Source organism: Lentimonas sp. CC4 (assembly GCF_902728235.1).
Lineage (GTDB): Bacteria > Verrucomicrobiota > Verrucomicrobiia > Opitutales > Coraliomargaritaceae > Lentimonas.
The window spans coordinates 894,854-921,026 of the sequence record NZ_CACVBO010000001.1 but is presented as its reverse complement, the minus strand read 5'-3'; the positions used below and the strand labels follow the sequence as shown (position 1 = coordinate 921,026).

The following is a 26,173-nucleotide window of genomic DNA, read 5'->3' as shown; positions in this document are numbered from 1 at the left end:
TGTTAGAGGTTTTGTCCGGGTGTCGCGTGCTTATTTTTGAGTTTTAACCTGTGCTCGGACTTCCAACTTTTGAACAATCCGTCTAGGCGAGGGTAGAGCACGAATGTCATGATCCAAGCGAGTAATATTATTAAAACCCAAGAGAGGGAATTCTTCAGTAATAGGAATTCAGTTGATAACTGCTCGTTCCATCTGGCTGTCTCTGGGTCGTAGGTGGTGAAGAAGTATGCCGCATCACTCCACATCTGAAAGTAGAGCAGGCAGAGGGTTAGGATGTAAGGGATTCGGATGTAGGTGGGGTGTTTCTTGTCGCTGAGTGTCCGAATTAGTAGTGGAAATGCAGGGAGTAGGAATACGAGCCGATATTCAAAGTTGCTGCTGGTCGTGAAGCAGAAAATTACCGTTGAAGCGGAGAGAAGAAAAAAGGTGCCGGGCCATTCAGTCGAATGGGGTAGCCGTATTCTTGATCTTGCGGCTAGCATGGCGCCAATCAGCAGGATTAGACCGACGAGACCTACACACAGAAGAAAGACTTTGTTTTCGTGCACTCCGATTAGTTGTAAAAACATTGAGCCGCCGAACTGTAAGTGAGCAGGTTCCGAAGAAACTTGGCCTTTGACCCATTGGATTTCTTGCCAGTGCGTCATCGCATATACTGCGCATGCAATGCTTCCTGCCAGTGTGAACTGAGCAAATCGACGCCATCCCCAACGTTCGTGTGCTAAAACTACGAAGGCTGCCGCAGGGAAATATTTGAAGCCGATATTTATTGCGATGATCGACCAGGCAAGCCACCCCATCCATCCTTTCGTTTTTTCTCCTTCAGTTGCTTGGGCTGCGATGAATGCGGCGAGACAGAGAACGCAGAACAGAGTGATATCAATATTGGCACGCTCGAATCCGAATAAAACAGAAGGAGACGACAAGGCGAGCCAGCCTAAGAAGACCTCTCTCCAATTCTTCGGATTAAAGAGCGCTAGCCCAATCGCGATGACTCCTAATATTGAGGTGACCGCCAGTATTCCAGTATGCCTTACGCCGAGTCCCAGATGCCCCATGAGTAGCATCCATGTGGGGCCGATGTGCCTTCGATGTAAAATGTCGAGGGGGTTGGGGTTGTTGAGGACGTCAAACCCTTCACTCCATGCTTGAGCCGAAGCCAACTGGCCGTGCATGTCTAGAAAAAGTGGATCCCCGAAATAAAAGGGACCAATTATTAATTTAAACAGCCATGGATGATTGAACACTAGGCCAATCGATAGAATGACAAGGCATGCAAATATTAGAAAACGTATTTGTGTTGGTTTCATTTGGCTGCCGGCGTCTTGTTTAAAAGTCTGCTGAGTTAGGCAGTTTCTTTTGTTTTTTCGAGCGGTGTAATTTGTGGAGTTTTAAAGTCGAGGTTATTGCGATGGTCGCAATTTGTCGCGAGCCAAAATGGCCTATATTTTTATACTGAGGGCATCACCCTTTCTTGGTTATAGGAGGGGATATTGCTGCGAGTTATAGGGGGTAGTGCTTATGCTGCGTGCCGTGTATTGAGTGCTTTGGCGATCTGATGGTTGCGTTAGTCTTCGTTTCGGAGGAATTCGATGAGTCGGTCGGCGGTCTTTGGGCCGATGCCTTCGACTTGGGTGATGCTTTTAGCGCTAGCGGAGCGTAGCTTTTCGATGGAGCCGAAATGCTGTAGGAGGGCTTGGCGCTTGGCGGGGCCGAGTCCTTTGAAGTCATCGAGGATCGATTCACGTAGTTTCTTGCTGCGTAACTCGGCGTTGAAGCTGTTGGCGAAGTGGTGCGCTTCGTCGCGAATGTGTTGGAGCATCCTTAAGCCCGGGGCGTGGTGCGAGAGGTTGAGCGGTTCGCGGCCGTCGCTGAAGATGATGGTCTCGTTCTTCTTGGCGAGGCCGATGAGGGCCGGCGGCTCGAGTCCCTGCCCTAGGAAGGCTTTGAGCGCGGAGGTGACTTGGCCTGCGCCGCCGTCGATAATGACGAGGTCAGGGAAGGGCTTTTCCTCGTCGTGCAGGCGGCGGTAGCGGCGGCCGACGACTTCTTCCATGGCGCGGAAGTCGTCGTTGCCGATAAAGGATTTGATTTTGAAGCGACGGTAGTTCTTGCGGTCGGGCCGGCCGTCTTTGAATGCGACCATGGAGGCGACGCAGAAACTGCCTGAAATGTGCGAGATGTCGAAGCACTCCATGCGCTCGGGGAGTGTCGGCAGGGCGAGGTCGATTTTGAGCTGAGCGAGGGTCTCGGCTTTGGGCGTCGGGTCGTGGAGCGGGCGCTCGAATTTACGGGTGCGCACGCTGGTTTGCTTGAGTGCGGTGATGCGGTCGCGCAGTTGGGCGGCCTTCTCGTATTCGCGTGCTTCGGCGGCGGTCTGCATTTGCACCTTTAGCTCGGCGAGCCATTCGCGGGTCTGGCCGTCGAGGAAAGCACAGGCGGCGTCGACGCGTTCGTGGTAGTCGGCTTGGCTGAGCTCGTTGGGGTGCTCGTAGATTTCGGCGCGGGCGTCGTCGTAGAGCCGCCATTGCTCGTCGCCGAGCTTGAGTGGTTTGGCATCGCTGAGGAGGATGCCGAATTTGCGGCGCAGTTCGTGGAGGGTCTTGCGCAGATGTGTGGAGTGGGCAAAGGGGCCGTAGTAGCGCGATTTACTGTCGGTGCGATTGCGGGTGAGCCGGAAACGCGGGAGTGGTTCGCGTAGGTCGACGCGCACCAGGAGAAAGCGTTTATCGTCGGTAAAGTCGGTGTTGTAGCGCGGCTTGTATTTCTTGATGAGCTGACCTTCGAGCAGCAGTGCTTCGGCCTCGGATTTGACGATGATCAGATCGAAGTCGTAGATCAGATCGATCATGGCGCGCACCTTGGGTTGTGAGACCATGGTCTTGCGGGAGGCTTGAAAATAGGTGGAGACGCGCTTCTTCAGATCCTTCGCCTTGCCGACGTAGATGGTCTGGCCTAGACGGTCCTTCATCAGGTAAACGCCCGGCTTGTGCGGCAGGCGGCGGACTTTTTCTTTGATGTTAATTTTGTCTGAATCTGGCATTTGTGACAATTTGATGTAGTGTCATTTGTTTAAGCAGTGTTGTTCGTATCGCGACAACGCTCAACTAACAACTCATGCCTAAACCACTTTCAGTCGAAGTCATTAATTTTGGAGACGAGCTTCTCGTCGGTATCCGCGAAAATGCTCATCTCACTTATTTGGGCGAGCAATTGGCGCGTCATGGCGTTTCGATTACACGAAGTCGGGTGCTGATGGATGATGCTGCGGAGATTCGTCGTGGATTCATGGAGGTATGGGAGTGTTCGGATTTGGTGATTACGACGGGTGGTCTGGGGCCGACGGCTGACGATTTGACGCGCGAGACGATTGCGCAGGTGCTGGGGGTGGAGCTAGTGTTTGACCCCGAGATTGAGGCGACGATCAAGGATCGCTTTGCGATGCTAGAGCGTAAGATGGGCGTGCATCATTTAAAGCAGTGCCATCGTTTTAAGGATGGAGAGGCGCTGCATAATGAGCGCGGCACGGCTCCAGGGATTTTTTATACTCAGAGTGGCAAGGTGTTGATCATGTTGCCCGGGCCAACGCATGAGTTGGAGCCTATGTTTGAGAAGCAGGTGCTGCCGCGGTTGCGGGAGGCGGGTTTGATCCGTGAGGCGCAGACCTATGTGCAGGTGCGCACGTCTGGGGTGGGAGAGTCGACTGTAGAGCAAAAGATGCAGCCGATTATTGAGGCGCATGCGGGACTGATCGTGGCATACTGCGTGCATTATTTGATGGTGGATGTGCGGCTGAGTTGCCGTGATGGTTCGCTCTCGCTGGATCAGTTAAAGTTGATTGGGCAGGAGGCACGCAAGGTGTTTGGGGCTGATTTCGTATGCTTTGGCAATTGTTCGCTCGCAAAGGTGGTATATCATGAATTGCGAGCCTTGGATCGAACCGTGGCGCTTGCCGAATCCTGCACGGGTGGTGCTGTTGGTGATGCGTTTACCAATGTTCCGGGCGCATCGAGTGTCTTTGCTGGCGGCGTTATCTGTTATACGGACGATGTGAAGGTGACGCTACTTGGGGTGCCGGAAGTATTGCTGGAACAACACGGCGCGGTGAGCCCTGAATGTGCCGTGGCCATGGCGTCTGGTGCGGCGGAGCGATTGTCGGCAGACTACGGATTGAGCGTGACTGGTTTTTTGGGGCCAGATGGCGGTAATGAGGCGAACCCGGTCGGCACGATTCACTTTGGCTACCATTCGCCTGTGGGCGTGTGGTGCAAGACGGTGCATTTCACCGGCGGGCGGCTTGATATGAAGGCACGCGCGGTGCAGATTGCATTGGACTGGATGCGCCGTAAGTTGCGCAAGTATAAGATGGAAGAGTTTCTTAGCTGTTGCGAAGAGGCCTGAGGGCAGAGACTTGAGGGCTGAGAGCAGAGACTTGAGACTTGAGAGCTTAGGGCTGAGACATGAGGGCTGAGACATGAGGGCTGAGAATAATTAAATGTGGCTTGGACTTCCGCGTTGCGCTGTTTGGTGGAGTGCGCACATTGGTGGTTTCTCCATTAGTCATTATTCATTTACTATTACGGCGCAGCCGTATTGCCCATGCCAGCGAAAGCCTTCACATTTATCTGCGGCGACGACGATTACCTTGTTTCTGAACAAGGTAAGGAGTGGTTTGCCGAGCAGACTAAAGATATCGCCGATGATCTTTCCAAGGAAGTGGTCGATGGACGTGCGGGGAATGTTGCGGAGGTGCAAGATGCGATCAATCGCTTCACGAGTGCGGTGCAGACGTTGTCTCTATTTGGTGACCGAAAGGTGGTGTGGTTGCAGAATGTAAATTTTATGGCGGATAGCCAGACGGGGCGCGCTCAAGGCACGCTGGATTTATTGGACAATTTGAAGGCGGTGCTGTCTGGGCTTTCACCTGATGCGGTGTCGGTGTTGATCACCGCGCAGCCTGTTGATAAGCGCCGTAGTTTCTTTAAGTGGTGTCAGAAGAATTCGGACTTTACTGCGTTGGCGGTCGATAAGAATGCGGCGACCATGTATGCGCGCATGATTCAGGAAGAGTGCGACAAGGCAGGCGTCACCATTAGCCGTAATGCGGTGCAGCTTTTGATCGGTAAGGTGAATGGTAACTCGCGCCTGATCGTGGCAGAGACGCGTAAGCTCGCGACTTACGTGAGTGACAGTGGTGAGCAGATCAGTGAGCGCTTGGTCACGGATCTGGTGCCGAACTTCGGCGATGCGGATTTCTTCGAAGCGGCAGATGCGTTTTATTCGTTGAAGCTGGATTGGACGCTGGAAGCATTGCGTCGACATTTCTTTACCAACAATGACTCGCGTGGGTTGCTGGGTAGTTTGCAGTCGCGCAATCGCTTGCTAATCCAGTTGCGCGTGCTGCTCGATGCTGGAGCGATTCGTCTCGGTGGGCGTGGCATTGCAAAGTCTGAGCTCGAAGCGGCGGCTCGCACCTATGGGCATCATTTCGGTGAGGATCAGGAGAAGAGTAATCTGAATGTCTTTACGCAAAACCCATGGTATTTGGGCAATCTCGCAGGCACGGCGACGAAGGTGCCGCTCAAGAAGCTGATTCAATTCCAGATTGCCTTTGCGGAGGCCTTTGAAGGTATCATCGAGCGCCCGAACGAACAGGAAGAAGTCTGCCGCGAATTGGCGGTGAAGTGCTTGAGCTAAGTGTTCTTATGAAAATCGCAGTAGCCCTACTGGCATCTAGTGTTCTATTTCTTCAAGGCTGTGGCTTGTTGGGGCACTCTCATTGCGGTCCACGTCATGCTGCCAACGCGCACGGTGCTGGAGTCGAAGTTGAGGTGCTGGCTCAGTCCGGAGCTTCATGGGATGGCGCGGCGTTGCCGGCTTATCCGACTGAAGCGCCAGAAGTAACAGTAAAGAAAGTGACCATCCCTCCGCATTCGAAGTTAAAGTGGCACCTGCACCCGTCGATCAATGCGGGGTATATGATCAGCGGTGAAATCGTTGTGATTTCAGAAGATGGTCAGGAGCGCATCGTTACGGCGGGCGAAGGGTTGATCGAAACGGTCAACACTTGGCACTATGGGCGTAACGATGGGGATGTGCCCGCAGAGATCGTGGTGGTATATGTCGGAGTGAAAGGCCGTCCACTAGCGATTCTCAAAGATGACGCTGACTAAGTTCGCTGCTTGGTGTGGTGTTGATACGCTAAACGTGGATTTGAGCGGTTTTTTGGTCGCATGAGGGAGGCAGAGGTGTATTTTTCTCCGTTTTCTCAAATTTAAGAATCTATGGAAAACATACCAAATGTATTAGCGGGGCGTTACGCCTCCAAGGCAATGTGCGCAGTCTGGAGCGCGGAAGGGCGCATCAAATTAGAGCGCGATTACTGGATTGCCGTGCTGCGCGCGCAGAAGGAATTGGGTCTGGATATTCCTCAAGAAGCGATCGACGCCTATGAGCGTGTGAAGGGTGAAATTAACCTGGATTCGATCAACGAGCGCGAAGCGATCACTCGTCACGATGTGAAGGCGCGTATCGAAGAGTTTTGCGACCTAGCAGGTCATGAGCACATTCACAAAGGGCTGACCAGCCGCGACTTGACTGAAAACGTTGAGCAGCTGCAGATCATTCAAGCGCTCGAAATCGTCCGCAATAAAGCGGTCGCGGCATTGCTCGCTCTGGCAAATCGTGCAGAGCAGTGGAAGTCCCTCGTGATTACCGCCCGCACGCACAATGTGCCGGCTCAGCCGACCACTTTCGGTAAGCGTCTCGCTATGTTTGGCGAAGACCTGCTCCTCGCTGTTCGCGAGCTTGACCGTATTATCGACAACTATCCGGTGCGCGGTCTGAAGGGGCCTGTTGGCACTCAAATGGATTTGTTGACACTCTTTGGTGGCGATTCCGCTAAGGTTGCGTCGCTTGAAGGTAGCATTCTCGATCACCTCGGTGTGGGGGCTGCGCTCGACACTGTCGGTCAAGTTTACCCGCGTGGTCTCGACTTCGAAGTCGTTTCCGTATTCGTGCGTCTCGCTTCGGGTCCATCCAGTTTTGCGAAGACACTCCGCATCATGGCTGGCCACGAGCTAGCGAGCGAAGGTTTCGCTAAGGGCCAAGTGGGTTCTTCTGCGATGCCGCACAAGATGAATAGCCGTAGCTGTGAGCGTATCAATGGTTTCGGAGCGATCCTTAAGGGCTATCTCACGATGGCAGGCGAACTCGCTGGTGATCAGTGGAACGAGGGCGATGTCTCTTGCTCAGTCGTGCGCCGTGTCTTCTTGCCGGATAGCTTCTTTGCGATCGACGGTTTGATCGACACATTCATCACGATCATCAATCAGATGGAAGTGTATCCTGCTGTCATTGCTCAGGAGAATGAGCGTTACGGCCCATTCCTTGCGACGACCACAGTATTGATGGAAGCAGTTAAAGCAGGTGCAGGGCGCGAAGAGGCGCACGAAGCGATCAAGGAGCATGCGGTGCAGACTGTGCGCGACTTGCGCAACGGCACGATCACCAAGAATGATTTGGTCGCACGCCTCGGCGCGGATGCCCGCCTCGGTCTTTCCGAAGAGCAGCTCGCTGAAATGATGGGTCGCGCTCAAGCGATGACCGGTTTGGCGACCATCCAGGTCGAGAATTTCTGCGCGACGGTTCGCGAAGAAGCGCAGAGTTTCCCAGCTGCTGCCAACTATACACCGGGCGCGATTCTTTAAGTATTGCGTTCAGTTCGGTCAAAATTACACACAACACACCTTTCAAATTAACAGAAATTATTACCTATGTCAGAAGAACTCGAAGGAAATTGCCTAGTCGCCCAATCCGGCGGCCCAACATCTGTCATTAACGCCAGCCTCGCGGGTGTCGTTGCCGAAGCGCTCAACCACGAGTGCATCGAAGAAATCTACGGTGGGGTGAATGGTGTCCTTGGCATCTTAAACGAGCAACTCATCGATCTCGCAGCAGAATCTCAGCAAACCATCCGTGCGCTTCGCCACACACCTGGTGCAGCACTGGGCACTTGCCGTTTCAAGCTCAAGAGCCAGCAGGACTACGATCGCGTGCTTCAAGTCTTCGAAGCGCACAATATTCGCTACTTCTTCTACGCGGGTGGCAACGACTCTCAAGATACTGCTGATAAGATCTCTAAGCTCGCTCAAGAGCGTGGCTACCAACTCCGTGTGATCGGTGTGCCAAAGACGATCGACAACGATCTCGTCACAACTGACCACACTCCAGGCTACGGCAGCGTGATCAAATACATCGCGACCACTGTTAAGGAAATCGCCTGCGATAATGCGGCAATGGGGCAATACGACCTCGTGCAAATCATCGAAGTGATGGGCCGTAGTGCAGGTTGGATCGCTGCCGGTGCTGCGCTTGCGAAATCTCGCGACGAGCCAAATGCCGCGCCACACCTCATCTATTTGCCAGAAGTCGCGTTCTCTCCTGAGAAGTTCATCTCTGACGTGCAACACGTGCTCCAGAAGGAGAAATACTGTGTGGTCGTTGTGGGCGAAGGCCTCGTCGATGATGACGGCAACTACATTTCGACAGCAAGCAAGGGTGCGGATGCATTTGGCCACTCGCAACTCGGTGGCGCTGGTGAATACCTCCGCGGCCTCGTTGAAGAGTCACTGCAAATCAAGGCGCGCTCTGTATCGCTGGGTATGTCGCAACGCGCTGCGGCACACTGCTCTTCGCAGACAGATAACGACGAAGCTTACCTCGCTGGTCAGGCTGCTGTTGAAGCTGCGATCGAAGGTCACACTGACAAGATGGTCACACTTGTTCGTGGCGATGGTGACACTTACACATGCGAAACAGGTCTCGCTCCGCTTTCTGAAATCGCCAATGGCGTGAAGAAGCTTCCTGAGAGCTGGATCAACGAAGATGGTGTCAGCATGAACTACAACTTCTACAAGTATGCATTGCCACTCATCCAAGGTGAAGTGGAAGTGCCTTACGAGAATGGCGTGCCAACGTTTGCAAAGCTTAAGATGGTGAAGATCCCTCGCAAGCTCGGCGCGCACTCCTTCGAGTAAGCCGTCGCTTTTAGCGTATTAATTTCAAAAAGCCCCGTTCGTAAATCGAGCGGGGCTTTTTTGTGTCGGTGCTTCGTCATTTTCTGGGGAAGCATCGAGATGTTCACATAAGAAGAGTGGTCGACTACAATGTTTCTATACTCACGCGCATCAAGTATTGTGATTTGTAAAATCGAAGCATCTGGCGTAGGGGTGCTGCTTGCCGTTTCGACAGGCTCAAGGCCCTGAGCTTGTCGACGGGCGGCACCCGCGAAGGCAGCTAAAGTTTTACAACTTCCTATGCGTGTGGCCTTTGCGCGGGCTTCGCAAGCAAAGCCCCTACAGCAAGATAGCGAAATCGCATGAATGCACTTTTCACAAATCATGATGCGCGTGAGTATAATAGAGAATCAGCTGTAGCGATGCGACGCAGTCGCGTCTGTTTTTGGGCACTCTACCTTGCAGTGATCGACCTCGCTGGCGCGAGTTCGCTACAATGTTTCTAGTCGAGAATCAGCTGTAGCGATGCGACGCTAGTCGCGTCTGTTTTGAGGACTCTACCTTGCAGTGGTCGACCTCGCTGGCGCGAGTTCGCTACAATGTTTCTAGTCGAGAATCAGCTGTAGCGATGCGACGCTAGTCGCGTCTGTTTTTGGGGACTCTACCTTGCAGTGGTCGACCTCGCTAGCGCGAGTTCGCTACAATGTTTCTGCTCCTCACCCCCGCTATTGGACGATGAACGCTTTTTTTGTAGGTGCGGCAGCTTCGCGCTTTAGCTGTAGTTTGCTCGGTTTAGAGGTCTCTGGAAGCGCGCTTCTACGGCAGCGCCTAGCTCTCGTTGTCAGCCTCGATCACGGTGTATCGTGATTTGAAATTGAGCGTCCGCTTGTCCGTGATGATTTCGAGGATGATTCCCTTGGTTGTGTTGGGACCGACTTCGCAGATGATCTTGTTGGGAGTCTTGCCCTTTGTGTCACTGTAAGCGGTGCCGACCAGCACGCCGCCTTGCTTGTGGAGGTCCTCTACGGTGACGTCGATCGGGAGCACGATTTTTCCCGTGTCGTTTTCAGACTTTTTTAGTGGCACATGGATGCTGTAGGTGGCCACTAGGTTGCCGTTCAGGGGCTTGAGCTCACTTACGGAGAGCTTGACCGAGGCAATGCCGACGCGGCACTTGCTGTCGTCAATTTTAAAGGAGAAATCGTGCCACGAGTTGAAGGCTGTGTGCCGACTGTGCGATCCGTGCGGTGCATGGGTTTCCGAAGCGTGAGCAGTTGGCTTAAGCTTCGGACTAAATAGTGCCAGCAGCGCACACCAGAAAAACATGAGACGTTTCATAGCCTCTACCTCGACGAGTTTTGTTGAAATGTCAAACGACTGGCTCGATGTCGCGCGTTTGTGACATCGAGCCAGGGTTGAAATACAGATTAGTCGATTTGGCTGAGCAACTTGAGAATGTTGAGCGACTTATCGCCGATGCTCTCAATGTTGTTCAGGATATCGATGTAGAGCATCTCAGACTTGATATTTGTTGGGTCACTCATGCGGCGCACGGCTTCCTTGCGGAGCTTCTTGCGTGATGCATCAATGGTGTCTTCGAGTTGCTGAGCGACTTCCATGTCTGCCATGCTGACTTTGCGGTTGAGGCTCTCAATGTAGAAACTCATGAATTGGTCCACCGGGCCGCTAAAGTTGCGAATCGCTTCTTGCGTCTCGGCTGGGAGGACGCGCTGCTTGTTGTATTTCTGTTGAGCGAGTCTTACCAAGTTGTAGGCGCAATCGCAGATTTCTTCCAGTTCGGAGACGACGCGCAGCATCACAGTGACCTCGTTCAAGCGTTCGCGACTGAGCTCAGAAGAGGTGCAATAGATCAAATACTGAGTGATGTCGAAGGCGAGTCGATCGCTCTGCTCTTCCATCGCTTTTAACTCTTTGACGCGAACTGAGAGGTCTTTGTCTGGGTTCTCGTAAACTTCGTTGAAGCCACTGAACATCTCGCGGGTGAGTTCGGCCATGCCTTTGATTTCACGCTCTGCTTCGGCGAGGTTGATTTCACCAGTTTGTGGCAAGTTTGGCGCTTGGTAATTGATGTGCTCGACCGTTTCGGACGTGGCTTTTTTCTCTTTTACCATCTTGGTGGCCAAGAGCGCGAGCTGCTTGACGAATGGAGTCTGCACGAGGATGTTAGTCAGGTTGAACATCGAGTGGAACAGCGCGAGTTTGTATAGCGTATTGTCTCCTGTTGGGGTCGCTTCCCCAGGGGTGAGCCAATGGATACTCTGGTTGGTTAGCCATTCGATGCCTTGGACAAATGGGTAGAATACGGCCAGCATCCAGATGACCCCGACGATGTTGAATAGAAAGTGGGCGCGAGCTGCGCGCTTGGCCTCGATCCCGCCTGTCATGGCCGCGAGATTCGCGGTGATGGTGGTGCCTACATTCTCACCAAGCACAATGGCAGCGGCATCTTCATAGCCGATCCAGCCTTTGGCGACTAGGGTCAGCGTGATTGCACCAGCGACAGAGGAAGACTGCACGACAACGGTCAAGATGACCCCGAAAAGAAAGAAAATACCTACCGAGCCCATCCCGTGACCAGTCCAGTCTGCAAGGAATGAGAAGATCTCAGGGTTTGACTTAACGTCAGGGACTGAGCCCTTGAGGAAGCTTAGACCGAGGAACAGGATGCCGAAGCCGATCAGTGCTTCTCCGGTATCGCGGATTTTCGGGCGCTTGAAGAAAATCATCGCTACGCCGATGCCCACGCAAGGAAGGGCGATCGAGTTGAGGCTGAACTTAAAGCCGAGGAAGGCGACGATCCAGAAAGTGGTGGTGGTGCCGAGGTTGGCGCCCATGATCATGCCGATCGACTCTCGGAGGGTCAGCAGGCGGGCATTCACGAAGCTGACGATCATCACCGTCGTTGCACTGGAGGACTGCACCAGCGTGGTCATGAGCGTGCCGCTGACAATTCCTGAGACACGGTTTCGTGTCATATTGCGAATGAGGGCACGAAGGCCTTCGCCAGAGACCTTTTGTAGGCCCTCGCTCATTACTTTCATTCCGTAGAGGAAGAGCCCGAGGCTCCCGAAAATCGCAAAAAATAAAGTCATCTAATTATCTCTGGTTTGATTGAGCGAGAAAACCAGAGAGGAAAGACCCTAGACCCTGAACAGCAATGTTAAAAAACCGCTCAAGTGTTACGGATGTGTAACATTTGAGCTAATTATGCCAGAATCGGGTCGAGTTCGGGTGCGTGCTCGTCGAGCGTTTGAGCCGCAGCGCTTACTAATGGATAGCGATACTCCTGACCTTGGAAATTTTGCATAATAATTTCTTTATCAGTGACTTCCTTGACGTATTCGGGGTTGATCGGGATTTTTCCGCCGCCGCCAGGCGCATCAATTACGAATTGTGGGATCGCGTAGCCGGTCGTGTGGCCGCGTAACAAACGCATTATTTCGATGCCCTTGCGTGGATCGGCACGCAGGTGGGCGCTACCAGTTATAAGGTCACATTGATAGAGGTAGTAGGGGCGCACGCGCATCATCAGGAGACGGTGAATCAGCGATTTCATCGTTTCGGAATCGTCGTTCACATCTTTCAGAAGGACCGATTGATTGCCAATGGGAACACCGGCGAAGGATAGTCGCTCGCAAGCATCACGTAGCTCGTGGCTGCACTCGTTCGGGTGGTTGACGTGAATACTCAGCCAGATCGGGCCGTGCTTTTTGAAAATCTCACAAAGCTCGGGTGTGATCCGCTGTGGTAGAAAGACTGGGATGCGAGAGCCGATGCGGATGAACTCGACGTGCGGGATCTTGCGCAGTTCGCCGAGCAGGTAGTCGAGTTTCTTGTCGGATAATAAGAGTGGATCTCCGCCGCTTAGGAGCACATCGCGGATTTCCGGATGCGTGCGAATGTATTCGAGGCCGTTGTCGAACTCTGGGTGGAAGTTGTAGTCCTGCGCATTCGAGACGAGGCGACTGCGTGTGCAGTAGCGGCAATAGGACGCGCAACGGTCGGTCACCAGAAAGAGCACGCGGTCTGGGTAGCGGTGCACGATGCCATCGACAGGCTTAGTGTTTTCTTCGCCGACGGGGTCGAGCAGTTCTTCGGGTGCAACCTGCATCTCGCCAGCATTTGGCACGACTTGTCGGCGCACGGGGTCATTCGGATCGCTCGGGTCGATCAGATTGAAGAAATAAGGCGTGATCGCCAGTGCCAACTTGTCTTTAGCAAAGAGGCAGCCTGCGCGTTCATCCGGTGTGAGCTCCAGGTATGTTTCTAGCTGCTCCAGCTTGGTGATGCGGTTCTTGAGCTGCCATTTCCAGTCGTGCCATTGCTCGGCAGGCACATCGGCCCAATGGCCTTGGCCGCGATGCCAATGAGTAAGTGAGTCGTTTGGATACATGTGAAAAGGAGCTAGAAGTCAGGAGCTAGAAGTTAGTTGTAGGGGCTTTGCTTGCGAAGACCGCTCCAGCTGAAAGAACTGGTGCTTTTGTATATTATTTTTGAGCTAAAGCTTGCCGCGTTATTCTATCTACGTATTCATATACTTAAATATGTCAATGCCAACACAGGAAACAGATCTCGATGTCCTCGCGAAGCAGCTTTGGGCGATTGGCGATCCCGTGCGCTTGCAGATCTTGCGGATTCTGCCGACGGAGCCGACTTGTGAGAACGCCTGTAACGTCTCGAAGATTGCCGAGCGCATCGGGCTTTCTCAGCCGGCGACATCGCATCATCTACGGATTCTTCGCCAGGCGGGAATCATCGCGAATGAGAAGAAGTGTCGTGATATGATCTACTGGGTGCAGGTCGATGCGTCCAGCGCAGTGACTGAGGCCTTGCGCGAAGTATTGCACGCTTCGGATTAAATCGGGGGAATTTTCTCTCTGTTTTGACTTTGGTGGGATATTTTGCATTGATTGCCGTTATGAAATCTGCCCTTCCTCTTGCTCTGCTCGCCACTGCTGGCCTCAGCCTACAGGCTGAATCTCCAAAGTTGGTGCTTCAAATCACGGTCGACCAATTGCGCGGTGATCAATTGACGCGTTTTATCGATCGTATGCCGGATGGCGGTTTCCAGTATTTTCTGGATGAGGGCATCAATTATGCCAACGCGCATCATCCACATGCGAACACCGAGACAATCGTCGGTCACGCGACGCTCGCGACCGGCGCGACGCCTTCGGTGCACGGTATGGTAGCTAATATCTGGTTTGACCGTGAGACCGGACAGACGACTTATAATATCGAAGATCCGAATTATGCGCTGTTGACGGCGGATGCGGATGTGGACGACGCGAATGAAATCGATCCGACTCAGCGCGCGGCGAATACAGATGGACGCTCACCACGAGCACTGCTGTCGTCGACCTTTGCGGATGAACTCGCGGTGCGCTCTGCGGGGCATGCCAAGGTCTTCGGGGTGTCTATCAAAGACCGTGGCGCGGTGTCGATGGCGGGGCATGCCGGCAAAGCATTTTGGTTTTCCAAGGCCGCCGGTGAATTTGTCACCAGCACCTACTACTATGATGCGTATCCAGAGTGGGTGACCGCGTGGAATGCATCCGACCCGCTCGAGCGCTATGTGGGGAAAGCTTGGGAGCTCTCACAGGACCAGAGCTCATATTTGTTTGGTGACCGCGATGATCAAGCGTGGGAGACTGCAATGCCAGGCTTCGGACGAACTTTCCCGCATCAATTTGGTGAGCGAGATAGTCGAGGGTTTACGACCTACCTGACCTTGAGCCCTGCGGGCGACCAAATCACGCTTGATTTCGCGAAAGCATTGATTGCGAACGAATCGCTCGGACAGGATGAGATCACCGATTATTTGTCTGTGAGCTTTTCGTCGACGGATTATATTGGTCACATTTTCGGGCCTTCGAGTTTAGAGGCGGAAGATAATTTGCTGCAACTGGATCGCACCATCGCGGCATTATTAGAGTATGTGGATGAGACTGTTGGCCTTGAGCATACATTGATTGCGTTGTCTGCGGATCATGGCGGCCCTGAAGCGCCGGGAGCTTTGCAGGAGTATGGCTTTGATGTGAATTATGTAGAGCCAGATACTTGGGATAAGGCGCCAGCTTTTGAACGCTTGAAGGAGCGCTTTGGCATTGGTGAGGAGTTGATCGAAACCTATGCACACCCATACGTGTATTTGAATCAGGATGTGTTGAGCGAAAAGGGGCTCGATAAAGCTGAAGTCGAGCAGGCGGTTGCTGAGGAATTAACCAAATTTCCAGGCGTGGCACTTGCGGTTTCCAGCCAAGCACTCGCGCGCGGCGAAACTGCGGACTCACCCGTTTTTCAGGCCGTGCTGAATAATTACCACCTCAAGCGTTCGGGCGATGTGTATGTCGTCTTTGAGCCGCAGTGGTTCATTGCCGATTTCGATGGCTTGCATGTCGCGTGCACGCACGGTTCCCCGTGGCGCTACGATACCTATGTGCCAGTCATCTTTGCGGGTGCGGATCTCGAGCCACAGACGATCCATCGTCATGTCAGCACCGTGGATGTCGCCTCGACGCTCTGTGCGTATCTCGGATTGCAGCCGACTTCGGGAAGTTCAGGCACGGTGTTAGAAGAAGTGTTGGGCGAGTAAGTGTTTCATTGTAGGGGCTTTGCTCGCGAAGACCGCGACTGCACCGCAACGCGACAAACGCCCAAAGCCCTTTCGAAACCACCACAACGCACCGAACCACCATTTCTTCCTCCACAACCGCTTGCACATGGGCGGGCTTCGCAAGCAAAGCCCCTACACTTGATCGCAGTTGGCACAGCAAATGCGATCCTAGGTGTGGACTCGCATTGATAAGCGGTTCTTAAAAAGGGGCGACACGAAGTGTTGGGCGAGTTAGCGAAATAAAAAAACGGCAGCCAAGCCGTCGATCTCAGTTCCCTCGTAGGGGCTTTGCTCGCGAAGCCCGCGACCACACAGCAACGCAACAAACGTCCAAAGCCCTCTCTAAACCACCACAACGCATCGAACAACCATTTCTTCCTCCAGAAGCACTTGGACATCCGCGGGCTTCGCAAGCAAAGCCCCTACGGAGGCTTTGCGCTGGAGCCGATCTAGAGCCGCAGACAATTCATCGTGATGCAAGCACGGTCGCGAGCTTCGACGCTATCAGCATATTTGGGTCTACAGCCACCGCCGGGTAGTGCAGAGGCAGTGTTAGCTGAAGTGCTGGGCGAGCCGTATTGATCGGGACTCTCAGTTGTTTCCGGTTATTCCGTAAATGATGATGCCGACGAACGAAGCGAGCATGAGGTAGCCGAGAATGAGGCCGATGAGTGCTCGCGTGCCACCTTTGGTGAATAGTCCTTGCTTGATCTTGGATCTCGCTTGGTGCCCGCATAGTAGCGCGGGGATGGCAAATAGGGGGAACAGTATCCATGACGCGATGCCAAATATTAGAGCGAACGTTGCAGAGGCCGGCGCTTTCTCATTTTGCAATGGGATAGGAGGTGGAGTGCTTGCCGTTGGCTCATCTTCACTCATTGCATTGAGTGGTATTGGGAAAATCTTAGCGTCGCTCTCTGGAGCGACGATACAGGGGCATATCGGTTGAGGTGAGTCTCCGCCTTGCATCAGACAGTCCGCAGTGAGCATGACGTCGAAGAAATAGACGGGTTTGCCTTGTGTGAGTGAGGCGGGCAAGGCGCGCATGCGGAAGAGCTGGAACTGTTCGTCTGCGAGCATATCTTGCAGCTGTTTGACGTCTGCTGCGGGGAGGTCGTCATAGTCTTCGTTGGCAATTTTCAGCATGATTTGCTGCGTATGTTGCTCGGATGCATCATCGCCTCCAGTTCCGGCAATGAGTAATGCTGGTGCGTGATCGATTTTACCGCGCGTAAGTTGGGAGTTCGCCATCACGATATAGGCCATCTCGACCTTACCCTGATGTGCGACATCGAGCAATGCGCTCTGCATGGTTTGGTTGGTGCCGCGCACCTTCGCGGGGTAGACTTTAGCGGCGTAGGCGTTAAATTTTCTGCTGTTGAGAAAGCTGACTACGTTGGTGCGTAAGGCCTGCCGTCCTTCCGCTGTCATTGAGCTCTCGTTGTTTGTGGCGATTGGCTTGGGCGCGGGGTGCGGTTCGAGTCCTGCAAGGCGGGCTCGAATTTTGTTGGCTTGTTCCGGAGCCATTCGAGGCAGCATGGCTCGGAGGGTGTAGTTGCCGACCATTTGACCGTTTTTCATATACATCCAATCGGTGATTTCCGCTAATGAGGCAGAATAGGTTTGGCCGACGGTAATATTGGTTACGTTTCGTGGTTCACTTTCGAAGGTGCCAGTGAATTTGCCATTCGCGTAGCTGGGTTTTGAGAGCCACATGTGCTCGGTTTGGTCGTCGTCGTCGACGATTTTAACTTTTACGGTGAACGCTTCGAGTTCTCCGCGAAGGAAGCGCTCGGTTATCGCAGGCAGTTCGAGTCGCGCTTGTGCGATCGCCTCATCCATCGAGGTATCCGTATTCGGCACAGAGGTAATTCCAACGCCTGTGATGATCGTGCTGCGCACCCAATCGACAAAGATGAACGGATCGATTTCGAGCGAGACCTCTTGGTCGATGAGGCCTTCATCTACAACTTCTACGATTGCGAGCTTTTCGCCTGCTATGACACCGACAAAGTAACGCACGGGGAGTTGCTCGACCGCATCACTCTGCAGGTTAATGTCATGACAAGGGCCAACAACACTGGCTGCGTAGACGGGTTCATTCATGCCTGCACCCGGAGGGAATTGTATTATCGTTACAATGTAGCCTTCCTCTTGAAAGGAGCGTGCTTCCAAGCCATCTGCAGGAACCGCTTTGCCATCGAGGGTGAATTGCTCGTATACACGCGTCCATGCATCTTTAAACGCTGTCGTCGCCGTGTCAGGGGCTGCCATGTTTAGGTAGCTACGTTTGCTGCCACCGTATAGCATCGGAATAAAGGTAAATGCGAAATGGGTTCTCTGATCGTTTGGAGTCGGGGCTGTCATAGTTCGGGTGATTGCATAGCTTGATCTCGATAGCTTCAAGCGAAAATGCGGTCTTATTCGTTAGGGGAAATTCTAACTTTTTGACTTCGTAGCAGGAGCCTCCTAATGGACGAGCCTGTGCCGAGCTTTCAACGCAACTATCATTCGTAGGGGCTTTGCTTCCTCCTTCGCCAAGGCTACGGCGGACAGGTGCGAAGCCCGCGAGAACACAGAAACGCCCCAAACGTCCAAAGCCCTCTCGAAACCACCACAACGCATCGAACCACGATTTCTTCCTCCACAACCGCTTGCACATACGCGGGCTTCGCCAATTCGGCAGGCTCATGGTTTCGGACAAGCAAAGCCCCTACGCTTGATCGTTTATTAGCAGTTATTGAAAAGGGGCGATCAAAGTGTTGGGGAGTCAATGTGTTGAACAAAAACTGGAGCTAAAGCCGTCGATCTCAGTTCCCTCTTCGGGGCTTTGCTCGCGAAGCCCGCGACCACACCGCAACGTGACAAACGTCCAAAGCCCTTTCGAAACCACCACAACGCGTCGAACCACCATTTCTTCCTCCACAACCGCTTGCACATCCGCGGGCTTCGCGAGCAAAGCCCCTACGTCTGATAGCGCACAAAAAAATGCGAGCCCCACTGGGACTCGCATTGATAAGCTTGGTATTAAAAAGCGGCTTTAGTTGTTCGGCATTTCGAACAAGCCCTTTTCGGTGATCTGCTTGAGGATCTGTAGTGCTTTGAGCGACTGGTAGTTGATGTTACCCGCGTTCAGCGCCTGGCCTTCTTGGAATGGGTAGCCATTCAATGAACCGAGGAATGTTTGGATTTCATCCTGAATCGGCACGAACAGCCACATGTTGTCGGCCATCCAGCGGAGATACATGCCAGAGTGTTCCCATGCGTGCTCATACGGGTCGGCCTTCAAGTTGATGATGAGTGGCCATGAGGTTTCGATGCGCTGGGCGTCGGTGATGTTACCTTCGAGGATCGCGAAGTGCACCTTCCAGTCGTTCCAGCGGATCGCGTTGAGCTCGCCGCCTTGACCGAAGTAGAAGATTTGCGAGCGAGGGCCTTCGTCGACTTCACCACTGAAGTAAGGCAGGAAGTTGTAACCGTCGAGATGCACCTTCCACTCGGTGCCGTTGGCTGTATAACCTTCTTTGAGCTTCTCTTTGATTTCTGGCTGACCAGCGGCTGCCATGAGTGTTGGAATCCAGTCTTCTTGAGAGATGATATCGTTGATCTTAGTGCCGCCTTTGATGACGCCAGGCCATTTGACGATCATTGGCACGCGGAAGCCACCTTCCCAGGTCGTTCCTTTTTCGCCCTTGAAGGGCGTGATGCCGCCGTCGGGCCATGAAACGGTTTCAGCGCCGTTGTCGGTGCTGTAGACGATGATGGTGTTATCGGTGATGCCGAGCTCGTCGAGTTTGGCGAGTAGTTGGCCGACATGTCCGTCGTGCTCCACCATGCCGTCCGGATAGATTCCGATGCCAGTGACACCCATGGACTCTTCTTTGAGGCGAGTCCAGACGTGCATGCGTGTGCTGCTGAACCACATGAAGAATGGCTTGTCGGCTTTGTTCGCGCGTTCAATGAAGTCCAAGCCGTTGGCGAGGAAATCATCGTCAGCGGTTTCCATGCGCTTGCGCGTCATGGGGCCAGTGTCTTCGATTTTGCCGTCGGCTGTCGAGCGGATCACACCGCGTGGGCCGTATTTTTCCTTAAAGGCAGGGTCTTTCGGATAGTAGTAGCCTTCTGGCTCTTCTTCCGCATTCAGGTGGTAAAGGTTGCCGTAAAATTCGTCGAATCCGTGCGCGGTGGGTAGGTGCTTGTCTTGGTCGCCAAGGTGATTTTTGCCGTATTGAGCGGTCATGTAGCCTTCTTCCTTGAGCAAGTCACCCAGTGTGGGCGCCCAGTCGGGGATGCCGTGGTCAGAGCCAGGCATGCCGATGGTGAGCAGGCCGGTGCGGAACGGGTGTTGGCCTAGGATGAAAGAGGAGCGGCCGGCGGTGCAGCTTTGCTGTGCATAGGAATCAGTGAAGAGCGCGCCTTCATTGGCGAGGCGATCGATGTTGGGCGTCTGGTAGCCCATGATGCCGTGATTGTAGGCGCTGATGTTGTGCACGCCGATGTCGTCGCCCCAAATGACGAGGATGTTCGGCTTATCCGCCGCGTAGAGTGCAGTGCTGCTGAGCGCTGCGATGGTCAGGCCGACGACTTTCGTCAGCCTCGATGTGTGGATATACTTCATGTTTTTTGGTTATTGGTGATTGAGAGTCAAATGAGTCGCTGCAGCTGAGACGCTGCCGATTGAGCCTAGAAGGTCATGTTGAAATTTAGGGCGTAGAAGTGAACCGCGTTGGTGCTGTAATCACCTTTGAGGTCTCCGCGCACGGGGTTGCCTGTTACGTCTACTTCAGCACTACCCAGGTCCATATATTCATAGGCGAGGCCGATAGAGATGTTTTCCTTCCATTGGTAGTTTAGGCCTGTGGCAAAACGCCAGATGCGATCAAAGGGGATATCAGGAGTGCGGTTTTCGGCTTTGTCGATCGGTGAGGTGTCGTGACTGATGCCAACCGACCAGCGTAGCTCGGGATTGATTTGATATTGAGCGCCAAGGGCGAAATGCCATGTGTCGTCAAACTCGAGATCTTTTTCGATGTCGGCCGGGTTGGGGCTTGTGATCGAGATCTCTTGCTTACCGAACTCGCTCCATTCTTGCCAAGCGACACTCGCCATGATCGTCCAATCGTCGTTTAGCTGATGATGTAAGCCGAGGAGGATTTGTTGTGGCACGTTCAGCTCGAGGTCTGCTTTTGTCCCTTCTAGGCCTGACAAGGCAGGGCCTAAGTTTGAAAATTCGAGGGCATCTTCAAACTCAAGGTCGACTTGCGAGCGGTAGGTCAGACCGATACGCGTGTCTTCTGTCAGTTCGAACATGATTCCTAGGTTGTAGCCGGCACCGAAGGTGTCGTCTTCAAGTTTGAGCTTTCCGTCGCCTTGGCTTGGGTTGAGCACGTTCTTGACTGCCGCGCGCTGGTCGAGTGTGGAGTAGAAAAAATTTGCGCCTCCGCCGATCAGCAATTGGTCGTTGATACGATAACCGACAGACGGATTGAGCCCCATGGTGAGGAGTTCAGCTTCAGTTACATAGTAGCGTCCTTCCCAGTCGTCGCCGTAGTCCAAGCCAAGTCCGAAGTAGGATCCGAAGCTGAGCCCGAAGGCCAGGTCATCGCTATATTTGTGCACGTAGGAGGCAGTGCCACTGGGGATGACTCCTCCAGCATTGCCCCCGTTGCCGCCCCCGTTGACCTTCGTCTCGCTATCGAAGCGGCTGTCTACGTAGAGAATTTGAGAGGTCACGACGAGATTATCTTGTTCCGTCAAGAGTGGCATGCCGGCTGGGTTACCACTGGCGATAGTCGCATCGCCAGCTGTGGCCGCGCGACCAGCAGTGGCTACCCCGAGATCTTCGGTTCCAGTTTCGTGAAGCCAGAGGCCTGCAGCTTGCGTTGATTGAGCGGCTATAACGCTAGCGAGGGTAAGGGGAATAATGTAGGTGCGTAGCATGCTGTTTATTGTTTTGAAGTGTTAGATTAGATTTTGAGGCTTAAATTATGTGCTGTGTCAGATGATATCGAGCACGATATCTATTCGTTCAGCTGTGGGAGGCACTTCTGTGCTTTTGATAAATGGTCAAATTGCCGTGTGATTACAAGTGCTTGCTTTCGTGCGTGCCGAAGCGCTTTCACCAATTTTCGGCGTTGATCTGGGCTGATTGACGAACCGGGATCGCGGATCCATGCCTCGGCCAAGGTTGCAGTGTTTTTGTCAGCATGTGTTTTAAAGAAGAGGCTAAGTTGTCGCGGCTGCGTGGGGAGGCTTTCTAACCAGAGAAAGGAGGCGTTGAGAATTGCGGATACGTTTCCGTTTTGCGCTTGTTTCAATAGCTGGTTGAAGAGGGTTCTCTCGGTATTAGAGTTACGCTGGGTCTGCGCGCGGCGCACGATGACGATGGTAACGACGATGCAAAAGAGTATAACAATCGACCATTTCCAGTGTGCTGTGCTGCTTGCTTCATTTGAGTGTGCATGGTGTGTCATGCCTCCACTTATTTGGATTTGTCTGCCTTCAAGGGTGACCGTTGTTAGGGTTTCAGTCTGTGTGTCCCACCACTGGAAACTGTAGTCCGGTAATTGAGCGGTGCCGTTGGCTTCGAAGAGGTAGGTAATCGACTCGTTGCGTAGTCCAAGGGGAGTCGACCGTTCGGTCGTGTCGCTGAGCTCTGGTGTTTCGGGGTAGTTGCTGAGGTATTCGATGTCTGGATACGCGATAGTGGGTAGGAGCATCGCTGGTAAATTGTCGGCCCTTAGTTGAATGCTGCGTTTCAGTGCATCGCCGACTTTGAAGTCACTGGCATCGGAGCTCCATGTTTGCGTGGCGGTGAATTTCGACGAGGCGACGAAGCTGTGCACATTTTGCACGCCTGCAGGGAGTTTGGCTTCGATTGAGCGTGGTTCGGTGGTGACGACTTGCTCGTTGGTGCCTGCACCGGCGCCCCAGGTTTGTATTTTCACGGGGAGTGAGAGCGCTGGGATTTCAATGCTACCATCGCGCTGTGGGTAGAGTGAGAGCTCATAGCGTTGTCCGGAGTAGTCGGCACCTTCGATTCTTTCTTGTAGGCGCACGCGGCTGTTACCCGAGGGAAGTAGGTAGCAGTTTGGTATTTCGACGGCGTCAATGTCGCTGATCTGCGCCCAGCCGTCTTTGCCCAGCACGTCGATTTGGAGTGTCATGCGTTGGCCGACCCAAACCGATTCCGGACTGATGTTGGTGCGCACGACGATGTCTTCGGCTGCGTGGAGGGACAGTGAGAATAGCAGTAGGAGTAAAACGTAGGGGCTTTGCTTGCGAAGCCCGCGGATGTGCAAGTGGTTACGCGGTGCAGTGAGTGGTTCGAAGCTTTGTGGTGGTTTCGAAGGGGCTTTGGACGTTTGTGAGGTTTTCGCGGTGTCGCGGTCTTCGCGAGCAAAGCCCCTACGCTGGAGGGAATTGCTTGGGGCGATGCGGTGGTTGCGGAGGGCTTTGGACGCTTGGGAGTTTTTCGTGGCGTCGCGGACTTCGCGAGCAAAGCCCCTACAATTTGATGGTGCACTCATTGCTTTGCCTCCTTGCTGGCTTGGTAGCTGAACTTGGATTTTAGGAAATCGGCTGGGTTGGTTTGCACCTGGCGCAGCCAGACGGCGCGGAGTTCGGCGTCGCTGAGTGGCGCGGCGTCTTCGACGATTTCTGTCTGGTCGTTGGGAGTGTCGCTGGGGGGCTGGTTGGAGATGATGGTGTCATCCGCACCGAGCTTGCCGCCGGTGCCTTCGCCGCCTTGGAACTCGAGTAACTTGGCGCGGGCGAGTGCGATGCCGCGATTGGTTATGGCAGCTTCCCAATCCGGGCGTAGTTCGAGGGCACGACTATAGCGATCAGCTGCGGCGGTATAGTTGCCCTGAAAAACGAGTGCGTTGCCGTGGTTAAAGCAGCCTTCGGGTGTGTCGTAGCCTGCAAAAATGTTGGCGGCGGCTTTGAAGTCGCCTGCGCGATAGAGGGCGATGGCTTGCCATTCGCTGTTGGTGAAGGTTTGGGCGGCTTCCTTGTATTCACCTTTTGCATACAGCTTGTAGGCAAGGTCGTCGGGGCGCCGAATGTTGCCAGCATCGGTAAACAGGCAGGCTGCCAATATGAGCATTGTGATTCCCCAGGCACAATAGATGAGTCGACGTATCATAGCTGCCAGCCCTTTCTAAAGTTGAGCAAATAGAGTAGGGCGAGCAGCGGTAGCAGTGTATAGCCGCCATCTTGCCAACGGTTACCGAGGGCATCGTTGCTGGCGTTGGCAAAGTCGGATTGGGCACGGCGGGCGATTTGTTGCACGTCGGTGTCGTCGATGCTGAGCTTGGTGACGGAGGCATTGAGTTGGCGCGCTGCGGTCTGTATCTCGGGTGTGACTGGGGCTTGTGGTGACTGGATCGACCAGAACTGCACCGGCAGTGGACTGCTGAGGCCGTCGCTTTGAGTGACGCTATCGGTGATGACTAGAATCGAGCCAGCCATGTTGGCACGTTCGAAAAAGCTGTGTGCGAGTTGGAGCGCGTCGCCTAAGGCATCGCCATCGCGGGGCATGATCTCGGGGCTGAGGCTTTCAGACATGGTGCTGATGATGCGGTCATCTTTCGTCAGCGGCATGACGAGGTGCGCGCTGCCATTGTAGGCAATCAATCCGGTGGCTGTGCCGGCGCGTGCTTCGAGTAGGTCGCTGAGTTTGTGCCGCGCGCGCTCGAGTCGCGTGGGCTGCACATCGGTCGCTTGCATGGTCGGGCTGACGCGTAAGATAACGAACAGGCCGGCTTGGGCATCGGCAAAGGGCGCGGGTGTTTGTTTCCAGCTCGGACCCGCGAGTGCGAGTATCGATAATACGAGTGTGGCTGCGAGTAAGTGAGGTGGTCGGAACTGTTTGGTCGAGTTTGCATCAATTAGCAGGTGCTTGAGCAGGTGCGGATCGACGGACTTCGCAAGATTGCCGAGTGAGGTGGATTGTTGCCAGGCGCGTAGCCACAGCAGTGCACAGGGCAGGATCGCAAGTAACCACCATGGTCGTAGAAAGTGAAAGTCAGCCATGTTGCGCCTCCTTTCGAGTTGAGCTGAGTAGCATTTGAGCGCAACTGAGCGCTAGCATCGCTGCGAGTGGCCAGTAGAACAGATCGCGGCGTGGGCGATAGGTTTCGGACTCGATGTCACGTGAGTCGATACGGTCGAGTTCGGTGTAGATGGATTCCAGTTCGTCGCGATCATTGGCGTGGAAATACTGTCCGCCGGTGGTCGATGCCACGGTGGTGAGAGCGTCTTCGTCGAGCGCATCTTCGCCAGTCGTGGTGGGGTCGCCGACGCCGACGACGTGGATCTGGACGTCTTGGTCTTTAGCAATTTTAGCGGCTTCGGCAGGTGGCACTTTACTGCCGGTGTCGTTGCCATCGGTCAGTGCGATGATGACGCGGTCTTCGACTTCGCTGCGTTCAAACAGAGTAATGCCTAAGCCAATCGCATCGCCAAATACGGTGCGCGGGCCGGCCATGCGGACAGTGGTTTCTTCCAGTAAGATGCGGCAGGCATCGAGGTCTTGAGTGAAGGGCACCTGCACGAAAGGGGCATTACCAAAGACAATCAGCCCGACGCGGTCGCCTTGGCGGCGCTCGAGGAATTCATCGAGCACCGATTTGACGGCAGTCAGACGGTCGATTTTTTCGCCGTCGGGCGCGGTAAAGTCACTGGCTTCCATGGAGCCGGATAGATCGACGATGAGTAGCAAGTCACGGGTTGGTAAGGTCTGCGAGATCGGCTCTTCGAGGAATTGAGGGCGTGTGAGTGCCAGCACGAGTAAGGTCCACATTGCCCATGTGAGTGTGAGTTGGCTGCGCGATTGTGGCGCGGCCTGTTTATTGGGAGCGTGGCTGCCTTTGAGTAAATTGACGACGCGCGCATACCACGGTGCCCAGAGTGCGGGCTTTTGCGGGTGGTAGGCTGGCAGTAACATACGCGCGATGAGCGGCAGCAGTAGCAGCACGAGCAGCCAAGGATATGCGAGTAAGATCACTTGGCAGCTTGGGCTTGGTGTTTGCGAATCCATGTGCGAGCGCTGGCACGAATGGATTCGGTGGCGGGCGTGGCTTCGTCCGATTGACTGAGTGGCTCGAATTGTTCGCCAGGGCAGGTGGCCTGCATGAACCGTATCCAGTCCTCACCATGGAGGGCGGCGACCTGTTCCCGAGGGAACACGGCGAGCGCAACGCGTTTGAGCACAACGTTAATTTCGTAAGCGGTCGTGGCCGATTCCAGTAGTGTGAGTCCTGCGCGACGGTAGGCGTTGCGTCGGCGCGATTGAGTGATGCACCATGCCGCGGAGATCAGTAGCATGAGAACCAGGGCGATGAGTATCCAAAACCCGCTGGCCGGTGGCCAGAAGCTAGGGGCAGCAGGCACGACGATGTCGTGCAGATTGCTGAGGCTTTGTGAGTCGGGTTCCAAGGGTTCGGTTTTAATTTGTTTAAATCGTAGGGGCTTTGCTCGCGAAGACCGCGAATGTGCAAGTGATTACGATGGACGG

The 26,173-nt window shown here is 54.0% G+C and carries 21 protein-coding genes; 8 read left to right on the top strand and 13 right to left on the bottom strand.

The genetic code is table 11. The features are described from left to right. Nucleotides 1-2: 2 nt before the first annotated feature. Both GZZ87_RS04060 and GZZ87_RS04055 read right to left on the bottom strand, forming a co-directional pair. Entirely contained in the window at nucleotides 3-1,310 is a 1,308-nt protein-coding gene (locus GZZ87_RS04060; protein ID WP_162026311.1) for a hypothetical protein, read from the bottom strand. Nucleotides 1,311-1,567: 257 nt separating this feature from the next. Then, a complete protein-coding gene (locus GZZ87_RS04055) occupies nucleotides 1,568-3,043 on the bottom strand; it encodes an excinuclease ABC subunit UvrC (RefSeq protein ID WP_162026312.1) in 1,476 nt (491 codons plus the stop codon). Between the two features lie 74 nt (nucleotides 3,044-3,117). Here GZZ87_RS04055 and GZZ87_RS04050 point away from each other — a divergent pair, with 74 nt between their 5' ends. The 5 genes from GZZ87_RS04050 to GZZ87_RS04030 all read left to right on the top strand — a co-directional run bounded on the left by GZZ87_RS04050 (nucleotide 3,118) and on the right by GZZ87_RS04030 (nucleotide 9,038). Then, nucleotides 3,118-4,401: a CinA family nicotinamide mononucleotide deamidase-related protein gene (locus GZZ87_RS04050; protein WP_162026313.1), complete on the top strand. Its 1,284-nt coding sequence runs from the start codon at nucleotides 3,118-3,120 to the stop codon at nucleotides 4,399-4,401. 198 nt (nucleotides 4,402-4,599) lie between these two features. Then, a complete protein-coding gene (gene holA / locus GZZ87_RS04045; RefSeq protein ID WP_162026314.1) occupies nucleotides 4,600-5,697 on the top strand; it encodes a DNA polymerase III subunit delta in 1,098 nt (365 codons plus the stop codon). An 8-nt stretch (nucleotides 5,698-5,705) separates the two neighbouring features. Beyond that, nucleotides 5,706-6,173, top strand: a complete 468-nt coding sequence (locus tag GZZ87_RS04040) for a cupin domain-containing protein (RefSeq protein ID WP_162026315.1) — start codon at nucleotides 5,706-5,708, stop codon at nucleotides 6,171-6,173. A gap of 111 nt (nucleotides 6,174-6,284) precedes the next feature. Continuing rightward, nucleotides 6,285-7,709: an adenylosuccinate lyase gene (purB, locus tag GZZ87_RS04035; RefSeq protein ID WP_162026316.1), complete on the top strand. Its 1,425-nt coding sequence runs from the start codon at nucleotides 6,285-6,287 to the stop codon at nucleotides 7,707-7,709. A gap of 66 nt (nucleotides 7,710-7,775) precedes the next feature. Beyond that, nucleotides 7,776-9,038 carry a 6-phosphofructokinase gene (locus tag GZZ87_RS04030; RefSeq protein WP_162026317.1) on the top strand — a complete coding sequence of 421 codons (1,263 nt, stop codon included), beginning with the start codon at nucleotides 7,776-7,778 and terminating at the stop codon, nucleotides 9,036-9,038. Between the two features lie 807 nt (nucleotides 9,039-9,845). Here GZZ87_RS04030 and GZZ87_RS04025 read toward each other — a convergent pair. From GZZ87_RS04025 to GZZ87_RS04015, 3 genes are all read right to left on the bottom strand, one after another. After that, on the bottom strand, nucleotides 9,846-10,355 hold the full coding sequence (locus GZZ87_RS04025; protein ID WP_162027490.1) for a hypothetical protein: 510 nt from the start codon (nucleotides 10,353-10,355) through the stop codon (nucleotides 9,846-9,848). Nucleotides 10,356-10,444: 89 nt separating this feature from the next. Then, nucleotides 10,445-12,130, bottom strand: coding sequence for a Na/Pi cotransporter family protein (locus tag GZZ87_RS04020; RefSeq protein WP_162027489.1), 1,686 nt, complete (start codon nucleotides 12,128-12,130; stop codon nucleotides 10,445-10,447). A gap of 113 nt (nucleotides 12,131-12,243) precedes the next feature. Continuing rightward, nucleotides 12,244-13,431, bottom strand: coding sequence for a KamA family radical SAM protein (locus GZZ87_RS04015; protein WP_162027488.1), 1,188 nt, complete (start codon nucleotides 13,429-13,431; stop codon nucleotides 12,244-12,246). Between the two features lie 157 nt (nucleotides 13,432-13,588). Here GZZ87_RS04015 and GZZ87_RS04010 point away from each other — a divergent pair, with 157 nt between their 5' ends. From GZZ87_RS04010 to GZZ87_RS04000, 3 genes are all read left to right on the top strand, one after another. Beyond that, on the top strand, nucleotides 13,589-13,897 hold the full coding sequence (locus GZZ87_RS04010; protein ID WP_162071427.1) for a metalloregulator ArsR/SmtB family transcription factor: 309 nt from the start codon (nucleotides 13,589-13,591) through the stop codon (nucleotides 13,895-13,897). Between the two features lie 59 nt (nucleotides 13,898-13,956). Then, entirely contained in the window at nucleotides 13,957-15,633 is a 1,677-nt protein-coding gene (locus tag GZZ87_RS04005) for an alkaline phosphatase family protein (protein ID WP_162027486.1), read from the top strand. Nucleotides 15,634-15,942: 309 nt separating this feature from the next. Next, complete coding sequence (locus tag GZZ87_RS04000) at nucleotides 15,943-16,107, top strand: hypothetical protein (RefSeq protein WP_162027485.1); 165 nt, start codon at nucleotides 15,943-15,945, stop codon at nucleotides 16,105-16,107. A 138-nt stretch (nucleotides 16,108-16,245) separates the two neighbouring features. On the opposite strand, the gene GZZ87_RS03995 is transcribed toward GZZ87_RS04000, so the two are convergent. From GZZ87_RS03995 to GZZ87_RS03960, 8 genes are all read right to left on the bottom strand, one after another. Beyond that, nucleotides 16,246-18,021 (bottom strand): DUF2314 domain-containing protein, encoded by a 1,776-nt coding sequence (locus GZZ87_RS03995; RefSeq protein ID WP_162027484.1) that lies wholly within the window; start codon nucleotides 18,019-18,021, stop codon nucleotides 16,246-16,248. Nucleotides 18,022-18,694: 673 nt separating this feature from the next. Next, nucleotides 18,695-20,272: an arylsulfatase gene (locus tag GZZ87_RS03990; protein WP_162027483.1), complete on the bottom strand. Its 1,578-nt coding sequence runs from the start codon at nucleotides 20,270-20,272 to the stop codon at nucleotides 18,695-18,697. Between the two features lie 65 nt (nucleotides 20,273-20,337). Then, nucleotides 20,338-21,594 carry an OmpP1/FadL family transporter gene (locus tag GZZ87_RS03985; protein WP_162027482.1) on the bottom strand — a complete coding sequence of 419 codons (1,257 nt, stop codon included), beginning with the start codon at nucleotides 21,592-21,594 and terminating at the stop codon, nucleotides 20,338-20,340. An 80-nt stretch (nucleotides 21,595-21,674) separates the two neighbouring features. Continuing rightward, nucleotides 21,675-23,183: a BatD family protein gene (locus GZZ87_RS03980; RefSeq protein ID WP_162027481.1), complete on the bottom strand. Its 1,509-nt coding sequence runs from the start codon at nucleotides 23,181-23,183 to the stop codon at nucleotides 21,675-21,677. Beyond that, nucleotides 23,180-23,800 carry a tetratricopeptide repeat protein gene (locus GZZ87_RS03975; RefSeq protein ID WP_162027480.1) on the bottom strand — a complete coding sequence of 207 codons (621 nt, stop codon included), beginning with the start codon at nucleotides 23,798-23,800 and terminating at the stop codon, nucleotides 23,180-23,182. Before GZZ87_RS03975 ends, GZZ87_RS03980 begins: the two co-directional genes overlap by 4 nt. After that, nucleotides 23,797-24,690, bottom strand: coding sequence for a VWA domain-containing protein (locus tag GZZ87_RS03970; protein WP_162027479.1), 894 nt, complete (start codon nucleotides 24,688-24,690; stop codon nucleotides 23,797-23,799). The genes GZZ87_RS03975 and GZZ87_RS03970 overlap by 4 nt, the downstream gene beginning before the upstream one ends. Beyond that, complete coding sequence (locus tag GZZ87_RS03965; RefSeq protein ID WP_244648058.1) at nucleotides 24,683-25,696, bottom strand: VWA domain-containing protein; 1,014 nt, start codon at nucleotides 25,694-25,696, stop codon at nucleotides 24,683-24,685. The genes GZZ87_RS03970 and GZZ87_RS03965 overlap by 8 nt, the downstream gene beginning before the upstream one ends. Continuing rightward, complete coding sequence (locus tag GZZ87_RS03960) at nucleotides 25,660-26,094, bottom strand: DUF4381 domain-containing protein (protein ID WP_162027478.1); 435 nt, start codon at nucleotides 26,092-26,094, stop codon at nucleotides 25,660-25,662. The genes GZZ87_RS03965 and GZZ87_RS03960 overlap by 37 nt, the downstream gene beginning before the upstream one ends. Nucleotides 26,095-26,173 lie beyond the last annotated feature (79 nt).

What these genes read in the sequence shown, in the direction of transcription:
- GZZ87_RS04060 (WP_162026311.1), bottom strand. Translation starts at nt 1,310, where the DNA reads ATGAAACCAACACAAATACGTTTTCTAATATTTGCATGCCTTGTCATT.
- GZZ87_RS04055 (WP_162026312.1), bottom strand. Translation starts at nt 3,043, where the DNA reads ATGCCAGATTCAGACAAAATTAACATCAAAGAAAAAGTCCGCCGCCTG.
- GZZ87_RS04050 (WP_162026313.1), top strand. Translation starts at nt 3,118, where the DNA reads ATGCCTAAACCACTTTCAGTCGAAGTCATTAATTTTGGAGACGAGCTT.
- holA (WP_162026314.1), top strand. Translation starts at nt 4,600, where the DNA reads ATGCCAGCGAAAGCCTTCACATTTATCTGCGGCGACGACGATTACCTT.
- GZZ87_RS04040 (WP_162026315.1), top strand. Translation starts at nt 5,706, where the DNA reads ATGAAAATCGCAGTAGCCCTACTGGCATCTAGTGTTCTATTTCTTCAA.
- purB (WP_162026316.1), top strand. Translation starts at nt 6,285, where the DNA reads ATGGAAAACATACCAAATGTATTAGCGGGGCGTTACGCCTCCAAGGCA.
- GZZ87_RS04030 (WP_162026317.1), top strand. Translation starts at nt 7,776, where the DNA reads ATGTCAGAAGAACTCGAAGGAAATTGCCTAGTCGCCCAATCCGGCGGC.
- GZZ87_RS04025 (WP_162027490.1), bottom strand. Translation starts at nt 10,355, where the DNA reads ATGAAACGTCTCATGTTTTTCTGGTGTGCGCTGCTGGCACTATTTAGT.
- GZZ87_RS04020 (WP_162027489.1), bottom strand. Translation starts at nt 12,130, where the DNA reads ATGACTTTATTTTTTGCGATTTTCGGGAGCCTCGGGCTCTTCCTCTAC.
- GZZ87_RS04015 (WP_162027488.1), bottom strand. Translation starts at nt 13,431, where the DNA reads ATGTATCCAAACGACTCACTTACTCATTGGCATCGCGGCCAAGGCCAT.
- GZZ87_RS04010 (WP_162071427.1), top strand. Translation starts at nt 13,589, where the DNA reads ATGCCAACACAGGAAACAGATCTCGATGTCCTCGCGAAGCAGCTTTGG.
- GZZ87_RS04005 (WP_162027486.1), top strand. Translation starts at nt 13,957, where the DNA reads ATGAAATCTGCCCTTCCTCTTGCTCTGCTCGCCACTGCTGGCCTCAGC.
- GZZ87_RS03995 (WP_162027484.1), bottom strand. Translation starts at nt 18,021, where the DNA reads ATGACAGCCCCGACTCCAAACGATCAGAGAACCCATTTCGCATTTACC.
- GZZ87_RS03990 (WP_162027483.1), bottom strand. Translation starts at nt 20,272, where the DNA reads ATGAAGTATATCCACACATCGAGGCTGACGAAAGTCGTCGGCCTGACC.
- GZZ87_RS03985 (WP_162027482.1), bottom strand. Translation starts at nt 21,594, where the DNA reads ATGCTACGCACCTACATTATTCCCCTTACCCTCGCTAGCGTTATAGCC.
- GZZ87_RS03980 (WP_162027481.1), bottom strand. Translation starts at nt 23,183, where the DNA reads ATGAGTGCACCATCAAATTGTAGGGGCTTTGCTCGCGAAGTCCGCGAC.
- GZZ87_RS03975 (WP_162027480.1), bottom strand. Translation starts at nt 23,800, where the DNA reads ATGATACGTCGACTCATCTATTGTGCCTGGGGAATCACAATGCTCATA.
- GZZ87_RS03970 (WP_162027479.1), bottom strand. Translation starts at nt 24,690, where the DNA reads ATGGCTGACTTTCACTTTCTACGACCATGGTGGTTACTTGCGATCCTG.
- GZZ87_RS03965 (WP_244648058.1), bottom strand. Translation starts at nt 25,696, where the DNA reads ATGGATTCGCAAACACCAAGCCCAAGCTGCCAAGTGATCTTACTCGCA.